The 10,652-nt window shown below is 39.4% G+C and carries 10 protein-coding genes; 8 read left to right on the forward strand and 2 right to left on the reverse strand.

What is annotated here, in order from left to right:
* Positions 1–35: 35 nt before the first annotated feature.
* Positions 36–1,421 carry an argininosuccinate lyase gene (gene argH, locus NCWK1_RS23865; RefSeq protein ID WP_096578999.1) on the forward strand — a complete coding sequence of 462 codons (1,386 nt, stop codon included), beginning with the start codon at positions 36–38 and terminating at the stop codon, positions 1,419–1,421.
* Between the two features lie 113 nt (positions 1,422–1,534).
* Here the strand turns inward: argH and NCWK1_RS29740 are convergent, their stop codons facing one another.
* On the reverse strand, positions 1,535–1,699 hold the full coding sequence (locus NCWK1_RS29740; RefSeq protein WP_009457656.1) for a hypothetical protein: 165 nt from the start codon (positions 1,697–1,699) through the stop codon (positions 1,535–1,537).
* Between the two features lie 876 nt (positions 1,700–2,575).
* On the opposite strand from NCWK1_RS29740, the gene NCWK1_RS23875 reads away from it, so the two are divergent.
* A complete protein-coding gene (locus NCWK1_RS23875) occupies positions 2,576–3,070 on the forward strand; it encodes an NUDIX hydrolase (protein ID WP_096585115.1) in 495 nt (164 codons plus the stop codon).
* A gap of 87 nt (positions 3,071–3,157) precedes the next feature.
* The gene (locus tag NCWK1_RS23880) at positions 3,158–3,979 is read left to right on the forward strand and encodes an alpha/beta fold hydrolase (RefSeq protein ID WP_096578995.1); all 822 of its coding nucleotides are present in this window, start codon (positions 3,158–3,160) and stop codon (positions 3,977–3,979) included.
* Positions 3,980–4,316: 337 nt separating this feature from the next.
* Here the strand turns inward: NCWK1_RS23880 and NCWK1_RS23885 are convergent, their stop codons facing one another.
* Positions 4,317–5,096 carry a pantothenate kinase gene (locus NCWK1_RS23885; RefSeq protein WP_245894978.1) on the reverse strand — a complete coding sequence of 260 codons (780 nt, stop codon included), beginning with the start codon at positions 5,094–5,096 and terminating at the stop codon, positions 4,317–4,319.
* Positions 5,097–5,206: 110 nt separating this feature from the next.
* Here NCWK1_RS23885 and NCWK1_RS23890 point away from each other — a divergent pair, with 110 nt between their 5' ends.
* The 5 genes from NCWK1_RS23890 to NCWK1_RS23910 all read left to right on the forward strand — a co-directional run.
* Positions 5,207–6,931: a diflavin flavoprotein gene (locus tag NCWK1_RS23890; RefSeq protein WP_103126423.1), complete on the forward strand. Its 1,725-nt coding sequence runs from the start codon at positions 5,207–5,209 to the stop codon at positions 6,929–6,931.
* Between the two features lie 167 nt (positions 6,932–7,098).
* Complete coding sequence (locus NCWK1_RS23895; RefSeq protein ID WP_103126424.1) at positions 7,099–7,554, forward strand: DUF29 domain-containing protein; 456 nt, start codon at positions 7,099–7,101, stop codon at positions 7,552–7,554.
* An 85-nt stretch (positions 7,555–7,639) separates the two neighbouring features.
* Positions 7,640–8,449: an Rpn family recombination-promoting nuclease/putative transposase gene (locus NCWK1_RS23900; protein WP_103126425.1), complete on the forward strand. Its 810-nt coding sequence runs from the start codon at positions 7,640–7,642 to the stop codon at positions 8,447–8,449.
* Positions 8,450–8,628: 179 nt separating this feature from the next.
* Entirely contained in the window at positions 8,629–9,072 is a 444-nt protein-coding gene (locus NCWK1_RS23905) for a hypothetical protein (protein ID WP_103126426.1), read from the forward strand.
* 69 nt (positions 9,073–9,141) lie between these two features.
* Positions 9,142–10,652: NACHT domain-containing protein (locus NCWK1_RS23910; protein ID WP_146034033.1), on the forward strand; the 1,511-nt coding region annotated here is incomplete at its 3' end.

A 10,652-nucleotide genomic window follows, 5' to 3' on the forward strand; every position in this document is an offset into this window, starting at 1 on the left:
TAGAGTATTTGCCTACTTCCCATTCCCGTTTTTTTATGACGCAACAACAAACTTGGAGCCAGCGATTTGAATCAGCGCTACATCCGGCGATCGCTCTGTTTAATGCCAGCATTAATTTTGATATTGAATTAATTGAATACGACCTGACTGGTTCCCAAGCTCATGCCAAAATGTTGGCGCATACGGGGATAATTTCTGCTGAAGAAGGCGAACAACTCGTTTCAGGTTTAGAACAAATTCGCCAAGAATATCGCCAAGGACAATTTCAGCCGGGAGTTGATGCTGAAGATGTACATTTTGCTGTGGAACGGCGATTGACGGAAATTGTCGGCGATGTTGGTAAAAAGTTACATACGGCGCGATCGCGCAATGACCAAGTAGGTACAGATACTCGGCTTTATCTGCGCGAGCAAATTCAGCAAATTCGCAATTACTTGCGGGAATTTCAACGAGTTATCCTAGATATCGCTGAACAAAACGTTGAAACCCTGATTCCTGGTTACACCCATTTACAACGCGCTCAACCCTTGAGTTTAGCCCATCACCTTTTGGCTTACTTTGAAATGGCACAGCGCGATTGGGAACGCTTAGGAGATGTTTCGCGCCGAGTGAATATTTCACCTTTGGGTTGCGGTGCGTTGGCGGGAACGACTTTCCCTATTGACCGCCATTACACAGCCGAGTTGTTAAATTTTGATAGTGTTTATGCTAACAGCCTGGATGGAGTGAGCGATCGCGATTTTGCGATCGAATTTTTGTGTGCGGCTAGTTTGATTATGGTTCACCTCAGCCGCCTTTCAGAAGAAATTATTCTCTGGGCTTCGGAAGAATTTCGCTTCATCACCCTCAAAGATAGCTGTGCAACTGGTTCTAGCATTATGCCCCAAAAGAAGAACCCCGACGTGCCAGAATTAGTGCGCGGCAAAACTGGGCGGGTTTTTGGTCATCTTCAGGGGATGTTAGTTATTATGAAAGGCTTGCCTTTGGCATATAACAAAGATTTACAAGAAGACAAAGAAGGTTTATTTGATGGGGTTAACACAGTCAAAGCTTGTTTAGAAGCAATGACAATTTTGCTGCGAGAAGGTTTAGAATTTCGTAGCCAGCGTTTAGGCGAAGCTGTTGCAGAAGACTTTTCTAATGCTACAGATGTGGCAGATTATCTCGCCGCCAGAGGTGTTCCCTTCCGTGAAGCTTATAATTTGGTGGGTAAAGTCGTCAAAACTAGTATTGCTGCGGGCAAACTTCTCAAAGACTTAACATTAGAAGAATGGCAACAAATACATCCTGCATTCGCCGCAGATATTTATGATGCGATCGCACCACGAACAGTTGTCGCCGCCCGTAATAGTTACGGTGGTACAGGTTTTGCCCAAGTTAACAAGGCAATTCATACCGCCCGCAATCAAATCAGAGAATAGGTTACAGGGTTAAAAGTCTTGTACTGCCTTCATACTTAAAAACAAATAAGAGCGTACATCCGTACGCCCTTAAAATTAGAATCACTGAAAGAATCAGAAATTAAGCTGGTGGCTTACTCAGCGTCAATTGCTGCTGCGCCCTCATCTTCCTCACTCTTAGGTGGTCGTTGCTGGAACCTTCTTTGCATTCTTCCCGTTGTAGTCCGTTTACGAAACTTTCTGGCGTATGCCTGGTTCCGTAGCGCCTTTTCTTTTTTCGGGTTACGGCGCTTTGCCATGTTCACCTCATTAATAAACAACAAAAAAAGATAAACTAGGCATCTCTTAGGCATTATCAGCTATGAGGCTGATGCTATTGATATGATTTTCCCCTAGTTTAACAGTCTAACTACTTTATTTGAACAACGTACAATTGTATCGTATTAATTGAAATCATGTCAATATAAATTTTTGAGGATTTCTTTAACGCCAGGAAGTTCAAAACATCAAATAATTGGGAAAAGTAAAAATATTCATCAATTTATCTATATGTACTATCAGGATAAACCTAGAGAAATTTTTATGGAAGATTTCTAGAATAACTTTATGTAAAAATAGCTGGCGATCGCTCGTAAAAAATTAGTAATATTCATGAGCTATTTTAGGCTTTTACTTTAATAAGTAAATCAACTATTTTCTATAATTTAAATATCTATTCCGGGAATTTTTAAGATAAAATCTATCTTTATTTACTGAAATAAATAATGTATATAGAAATACAAAAACTTTCTTTTAACTAAATGCTAAAATTAAGCTATCATACAAAAACTCTTAGATAATATTTGCAAATTATCTAGTATTTTGCTTGATGTTCTGAGTTTACCTCGGTGATAAGTCAATAGTTTTCAGTTAGCCAAGCCTTACGGCCATTCCTATGGGAAAAGACTTAACTGAAGGATTGTAGATTGAAGTACTTCCTCATAAGTTGCAGGAAAGTTAGTCTAAATATAGACGTATATTCAATTACTAAGTAAATCAGCTAATACTTTTCAAATATTCTCTGAGCATAAAATCCCAAAGCACAAGCATCTTTGTGTGAAACAAATCTCAATAATTAGCTAGTTGAGTGAATGCGAGTGCAGGAAATAAAAACACATAACACCAAGATTTTCAGCTTGAACGTTCTGGCTTTTTTTGCAGCAGTTGTCCAGTCTACACGCGGTTTATGGCGTTATGGACAAACAGTATTAGGTATTATCTTCCGTCATCCTATTACTGGTACAAGTATTATTCCGATATTACCTGATGGTCGAATTGTCTTAATTCGACGGCGAGATAATGGTCTTTGGTCATTACCCGGTGGGATGGTTGACTGGGGAGAAGATATCCCCACTACAGTCCGTCGAGAATTGATAGAGGAAACTGGACTGGAGTTATTAGAGATTAAACGTTTAGTCGGTGTTTATTCTGCACCAGACAGAGACCCTCGCATTCATTCGATTTGCGTTGTGGTGGAAGCAGAAGTACAAGGGAAAATGGAAATTCAAGATGGGTTAGAAGTCATGGAAATCCAAGCTTTTTCACCTAGTGCTTTACCGAGTGAACCAATGTCCCATGACCATTCCCGACAGATAAAAGACTACTTAAACGGCTTGACAACACTGGCGTAACAATACTTTAGATTTTCGCTGGGAGATTTAATTGCAAAATCCAATATAGAAACTACAATCAACTATGATGTAATTTTTATATACAAGATGGATACACTATTACGTAACTCCCGCAGAAAGCTGTCCCAAGGATTGTTATTCTGGAGCGAAGCTGGTCAAGGTATTCCGGTCGTTTTGTTACATGGTGCTTGGAACGATAGCAGCCAGTGGTCATCGGTAATGGAAAAATTGGCAAAAAATTTCCATTGTTTTGCACCAGACTTGTTAGGCTTTGGAGAGTCTGATAAGCCCAATATCCATCATTCGATAGATTTACAAGTAGAGTCTATAGCTGAACTTTTGCAAGCTTTAAGACTGGAAAGAGTATATTTAGTTGGTCATTCTTTAGGTGGTTGGATAGCAGCTAGTTATGCTTTGAAATATCCAGAACAAGTGGAAGGTTTAGTATTATTAGCACCAGAAGGTGTAGAAGTAGAAAAACAAGAAAAACGTTGGCAACAACGACGCAAATTATTAGAATTTTCTCCGTTATTAGTGAAATTTTTCAAATTTATCAGACCCATCATTAAAATATTCGGTTGGCACGAAAAAATCGAGCAAGACTTACAGCAACGTCAACATTTACTCAAATATCCCGCAGCTTGTCAGTTATTATTTCAAAGACAGACAGCAGAAATTAAAGCCGAGTTACTGCAAGATAAATTGCATTTAATTGAAGTGCCAGTTTTAATTTTGCAAGGTGGTCAAGATACTTCTGATGCTGTATTTCAAAGCCAAACTTATAAACAATTAATTCCTCAAGTAGATTTTAAATTAGTGGCTCATGCTGGCAATGATTTACCGGAATCTTGTACGGGAATTGTGGCTGAAGAAATCCGAGATTTTATTAATAAAGTTAAACTGACTTAATTATATAAAGTGGATGAAGTTCAATTTGCACCCTCTATCGAGATTCTTTTCTTTTTTGGGAATAGAAACACATAAAAAAGCGTGATTTTTATTTAGCTTTATATATCCCTTTTCCTGCTGAGGATATTTATTGTTTTGATCCACTATACCCAGGTAAATATCAATTTCGCTTCAGATATCGTCAATCTACTAATAGAGACATAACAGATTTTGATCACTGGAGCGATCGCAAAAAATTACAAACAATATTAGAAAACCTCTGGATTAATGAGGTGCTAACTCTTATTGTTGATATTCATTTAGTTGAGTCGTCATCCAGTTGAGGTAATTTTTATAGTCAAACTTCATTAATTGCAGCTATTCCCCAAAAAATTAAATTAGGTTCAACAATCAAACGTGCTGTAAGTTCTGGATATAAAGTTTGTAGATAGTTAAATAATAAAGTGCGATCGCCTCCTTTAATCACCACGTTACTATTAGGATATAATTCCCACCACGCTGTCATAAAATCTTTGATTCCAGCTAACAAGGTGTAGATAACACCACTTTGAATAGCCTCTGGTGTATTAAGTGCAAAACGTGGTGGTAATGAAGTGAAGTTTTGCGTTTCTAACTGTGGTAATTGGCTGGTTTTTTCACCCAAAGTCGCAAACTGTAAACCCAAACCAGGTAAAATTGCACCGCCAACTAAATTCTGTTGACTATCTGCGCCTGTAAAAGTGAGTGCGGTTCCAGCATCAATGACTAATATAGGAAATCCTAACTTTATCCCTGCACCCCACAAAGCTAAGGCGCGGTCAATTCCTAATGTGGGATAGGTATTTTTTAAAGGTACATCCTCTAAGGTAATCACCCTTACATTAGGGTAACTTTGCCAAAGTGCAGTTTGACTAAGAACAACAGAAGCAATAACCAGTGGAAGAGGACTAGGAAGGGTAAAAATCTGTGCTGGGAAATTATCTAAAGGTTGACCGTTACCTAACTGCTGTATAACTGAATCAGGTAGATAGTCTGTATTCCAGGTATAGTCAAGGGTTTCGTCTACGAATAACCCCCAATGTAGTCGGGAATTACCTATCTCCAAAGCCAGCCAAGGTTTCTGTATACGCGGTTTCACTCTTTTGATTTTTTTAAGCTAATTATAGATTTTTTAATAAAAATTTACATTTAAACCGTGTCAAAATAGAACAAGCGGAATAAATACTCATTGTGTTTGAGAGGGGATTTATGGTATCGCTCACCGAGAAAACGGAAAAACGGCTGACTATACAGACTGAGGACATTGCTCAAGATACGACGGCAATTCGCTCTCTCGATTGGGATCGCGATCGCTTTGATATTGAGTTTGGTTTACAAAATGGTACTACCTACAACTCATTTTTGATTCGCGGTGAGCAGATTGCCTTAGTTGATACCTCCCATGAGAAATTCCGTCAGCTGTATTTTGATACGCTCACAGGCTTGATTAATCCTCAAGATATCAATTATTTGATTGTCAGCCACACTGAGCCTGACCATAGCGGCTTAGTGAAAGATTTGTTACAACTGGCTCCAGAAATTACCGTTGTGGCTTCCAAAGTTGCAATTCAATTTTTAGAAGATTTGGTGCATCAGCCATTTAAACGGCAGATTGTGAAAAATGGCGATCGCATAGATTTAGGGAATGGCCACGAGATAGAATTCGTGATTGCACCTAACTTACATTGGCCTGACACAATATTTAGCTTCGACCACAAAGACCAAATTCTTTTCACCTGCGATGCTTTCGGAATGCACTATTGCTCCGATGCGACCTTTGACGAAGACTTAAAAACTATAGAAGCTGATTTTAAATATTACTATGAATGCTTGATGGGGCCAAATTCGCGCTCGGTATTGTCTGCAATGAAGCGGATGGGCGAATTGCCAGCCATTAAAATGATTGCTACAGGTCACGGGCCGTTACTCTATCACAACGTTGAGGAACTAACCGGACGTTACCGCAAATGGAGTCAAACCCAAAGCAAACCAGAAACCACAGTTGGTATATTCTACGTTTCAGAATACGGTTATAGCGATCGCCTGGCGCAAGCCGTAATCAACGGTATCAACAAAACCGATGTCGCTGTAGAAGTAGTAGATTTGGGTTCAGCCACAGATTTACAAGAATTGCGCGAACTGGTGGGGCGCTGTTCGGGGATAGTCATTGGTGTGCCGCCTGCGGCTGGTGATAACATTGCTCAAGCTGCACTTAGTACCGTGTTAGGCTCTGCTAAAGATAAACAAGCCATTGGTATATTTGAAACTGGTGGCGGTAATGATGAACCGACTTATCCCCTATTAACAAAATTCCGGGCGTTGGGACTGCACGTAGCCTTTCCGGTAATTCAACTTAGCGAAAACCCTAGTGAAATCACTTACAAGCAATGTGAAGAAGCAGGCACAGACTTAGGACAATGGGTAACACGCGATCGCAGCATCAAAGCGATGAAATCTCTAAGTGCAGACTTAGATAAAGCCCTCGGTAGACTTAGTGGCGGACTGTATATTATCACTGCCAAAAAAGGCGACGTATCCAGCGCGATGTTAGCTTCTTGGGTAGCGCAAGCCAGCTTCAAACCCTTGGGCTTCTCCATTGCAGTCGCTAAAGATCGGGCGATTGAATCATTAATGCAAGTAGGCGATCGCTTTGTGTTAAACGTCTTAGAAGAAGGCAATTATCAAACACTCATGCGGCACTTCTTGAAGCGGTTCGCCCCCGGTGCAGACCGTTTTGCAGGTGTGCGAACCCAGCCAGCTGAAGATGGTACACCCATCCTTGCAGACGCTTTAGCTTACATGGAATGTGAAGTCGTTAGCCGGATGGACTGTGGCGACCACTGGGCGGTATACAGCACCGTCAACGGCGGCCGAGTTTCTAAACCTGAAGCATTAACAGCCGTCCACCATCGTAAGGTAGGAAATCACTACTAAAACTTTTTGCTACTCATTAGAGGACTTGTAAAAGATGAATAGCGATCGCACTTTTGAGAATTAGGGGAAGTGCGATCGCTATCATGCTTTAGGGTATGGCATGAAATAGCTAATATTTATTCACTGTATAATGTAATCAATATTCTGTTGAGTCAGGAGAAATTTTTATGTTTACCTCTGAGACTAACAAAACATTATATGAACAAGATTTTTACTTATGGATACAAACTACAGTTAAACTTTTGCAAGAAGGTAAACTGGAACAATTAGATATTGCGAATTTAATTGAAGAAATTGATAGTATGGGGCGGAGTGAAAAGAAAGAACTTAAAAACCGTCTAATAATATTAATTGAACATTTATTAAAACTGCAATACTGGATAGAAGAAAAAGAGTGTAATGCCAGAGGATGGCGTAATACTATTGTTGAGCAAAGACGACAAATAATTTATCTTCTAGAAGATAGTCCCAGTTTAAAATCTGTTTTAGATGATGTATTTCTAGACTGTTATACAGATGCTAGAAATGATACCATCAGAAAATATCAACTTCCATCAGAACTATTCCCACAAGAATCACCTTTTTCTGTAGCTCAGATTCTTGACGCAGATTTTATACCTTAATTCTAGAGCGATCGCTTTGTTGTTAGATATGCAGATAAAGACTGATAAAATTAATCCTGAATAATCAAAATATTTTGATATTTTTGTGAAACGTGACTCTATTTATTACCAAATTTTCAAGCGATTTCCGGCGTTAATATTTGAACTCGTTGATAACCGTCCTGCACAGGCGCAAAACTATCGATTCGAGTCAGTGGAGGTGAAAGAAACAGCTTTTCGGATTGATGGTGTTTTTTTACCACCAGAAGATGCAACACCCAAAGTTATCTTTTTTGCTGAAGTGCAATTTCAGAAAGATGAAAGTCTTTATCATCGGTTTTTTACTGAATCATTGATGTATTTGAACCGAAATCAATCTCAATACGACGATTGGTACTGTGTGGTAATATTTCCATCACGCTCTTTGGAACCAAACGATAAAAGAACCCATCGCATATTTTTAAACAGCGACCAAGTGCAGCGCATTTATTTGGATGAGTTAGATACTTCTGATACTCTGCCAATAGGCATCAACTTAATGCAGTTGACAACCGCATCTTCCGAAACAATGGCAGAGCAAGCCAAGCAACTAATTCAACGAGTAAAATTAGAAGAAACAGGCACACTGCCGAAAAACGAAATCATCGAAATTATTACGACAATTGCTGTTTACAAGTTTTCGTCTTTGAGTCGAGAGGAAGTAGAAGCTATGTTAGGACTGAGTTTAGAGCAGACAAGAGTATATCAGGAAGCCAAAGCTGAAGGTTTAGAACAAGGTCTAGAACAAGGTCGAGAACAACGGGAAGCTGAACTGTTGAAAGTTGCTGTACCACTGTTACTAAAAACAGGGATGAGTGTAGAACAGATTGCTCAACAATTTAATGTAGCTGTGGAATCTGTGGAGAAATACAGGTAAAATTACCTTTGATAAGTTATGGCGATCGCACCCCATCTTACCTAAATTCATAAAGATTCATTGCAATTGACTAAATAGCCGCTAAGAGCGATCGCCTTCAGGTTTAGCGTATCAGTAGTTTTACCAGTAGAATAGACACATAAAATTTTGCCGCTATTTGGCTTATTGATAGTGGATTTATGATAACTGTGAGCTTAACTGCTGTAGCTACTGCGATCGCAACTACCCTGTTGACTAAAGCACAAGAGAAAATCGGCGAAAACATTGGTGATGTTTTATGGACTGCTCCTGGTAAGTTGATAGAGTTACTGCGCCGCAAGAATAAAGCACCATCTCTTACTAGTAATGAACCGCAGCCATTAGATTATGGTCAAGCAGTGCTGGAACTGACACAAGCAGCACAAGATCCCGAAATTGCTCAAGCTGTTGTGGATGTGGAAGCAGCTGTTAACAATGACAAGTCTGAGGCTGCTAAGGAAATTAAACAGTTAGCAGATGAAATTAAGTCTCAGCCGTCAGTTGTTAACAACTTTGCGAAGTTAGCAGAACAAATTAAAGCAGAAAAAGGTGCGATGGTTGCTCAACAAATCAACATTGAGCAACAGAACAACACTTACAACTGACTACAGTCGTCTCAAGGGGAGGATGGGACAAAGTTAACTCCTAATGACTGGCGTGAAGTTTGCACCACCATGCTGCAAAATCAGCAGGAAGCAGTAAGACTCAGACGCAAAGCGACAGAGCAGGGTTTTGAAGTTAACGTTTATGTTCCCTTGAAGTTGGTGGAACGCAAACAACAGCAACGGCGACAACTAGATGAGCAGCGAGACAGAGAAAATGTTTATGAGTTAACGCAAGAAGTCATAGTCAAAACCTATGAACATGACGCATTTCTACGAGAAGTAATTACACAACAGCCAAGCGTAAATAATAAACATATTGCTGTCATTGGTGAACCAGGAGCAGGTAAGACTACTTTATTAAGTACAATAGCTGCTTTTATTAAAGACAACACTCAAGATTTACCCATCTGTATTTCTCTCGCCAACTTACAGGGAAAAACAATTGAGGAATATTTGCTCAAGCAATGGCTGACTGAAGCAATGAGATTAGTTAAATCTGATGTTGTTGTTACACCAAAAATTGAACGTCAATTACTTGAGTGTTTTGCTAAAGGGGGAGTTTGGCTACTGTTAGATGGTGTGGATGAAATGGGTGAAAATTCACCTGTGGAAGCCTTAGCCAAAATTAATCGAGAACTAACAGCATCTTTGAGACAGGCGCGGGTGGTTTTAACTTGTCGGTTAAATGTTTGGGATGCCCAGGTTAATAATACACTTACAGGATTTGATACTTATAAAACTCAAGAGTTTAAACCAGAACAAATTGATGAATTTATTCAGCAGTGGTTTGAGTGTGCTGGTAATTTAGCAAAAGGGAAGACACTACAGGATAAGTTAAAAGCAACTCAACATGAAAATATTCGTAAATTGGTGACGAATCCTCTGCGGTTGTCGCTGCTGTGTCAGACGTTCTATTTGGATAAGCAGGGAGAATTACCAGAAACGAAAGCAGCACTTTATCAGAGATTTACTTTCTATTTCTATGAATGGAAATCAGAGTTATCTACTGAGTTGTGTAACTCTGATGATTTAAAGGATGAATTACACCAAGCTTTAAGCAAATTAGCTTTTGCCGGGATTAACAGTAGTGCAAGGTTTCGCTTGCGGCGGAGTTTAGCACGTCAAGAAATGAGAGAAGAATTATTTAAATTAGCTTGTGATGTTGGTTGGTTAAATTTAGTAGACAGAGTAGCTGAAACTGAGGAGGAAGTTTATGCTTTCTTTCATCCTAATTTTCAAGAATATTTCGCTGCGTTAAATGTTAATCACTGGCATGAGTTTCTGAATCATGTTCCTCACAACCCAACACAAGGAACTTACCGCATTTTTCAACCCCAATGGAAAGAAGTGATATTGCTATGGTTAGGACGAAGACAAGAAAACCTAAGACAGCAGCAGCAAGATTTTATTAATGCTTTGGTAAATTTTAAAGATGGATGTGGTGAGTGGAATAGGGAAGATGTAGACAAAGGTTTTTATGAATATCAAGCTTACTTTTTAGCGGCGGCGGGAATTGCTGAGTTTAAAGATTGTCTTCAAGCAGATGAGATAGCTCACATCTTGCACCTGGAAATAGTAAT

It is taken from the genome of Nostoc cycadae WK-1, from assembly GCF_002897135.1.
In the GTDB taxonomy this organism is placed as follows: Bacteria; Cyanobacteriota; Cyanobacteriia; order Cyanobacteriales; family Nostocaceae; genus Nostoc_B.

What these genes read in the sequence shown, in the direction of transcription:
- NCWK1_RS23895 (WP_103126424.1), top strand. Translation starts at nt 7,099, where the DNA reads ATGTTTACCTCTGAGACTAACAAAACATTATATGAACAAGATTTTTAC.
- NCWK1_RS23880 (WP_096578995.1), top strand. Translation starts at nt 3,158, where the DNA reads ATGGATACACTATTACGTAACTCCCGCAGAAAGCTGTCCCAAGGATTG.
- NCWK1_RS23905 (WP_103126426.1), top strand. Translation starts at nt 8,629, where the DNA reads ATGATAACTGTGAGCTTAACTGCTGTAGCTACTGCGATCGCAACTACC.
- NCWK1_RS29740 (WP_009457656.1), bottom strand. Translation starts at nt 1,699, where the DNA reads ATGGCAAAGCGCCGTAACCCGAAAAAAGAAAAGGCGCTACGGAACCAG.
- NCWK1_RS23890 (WP_103126423.1), top strand. Translation starts at nt 5,207, where the DNA reads ATGGTATCGCTCACCGAGAAAACGGAAAAACGGCTGACTATACAGACT.
- argH (WP_096578999.1), top strand. Translation starts at nt 36, where the DNA reads ATGACGCAACAACAAACTTGGAGCCAGCGATTTGAATCAGCGCTACAT.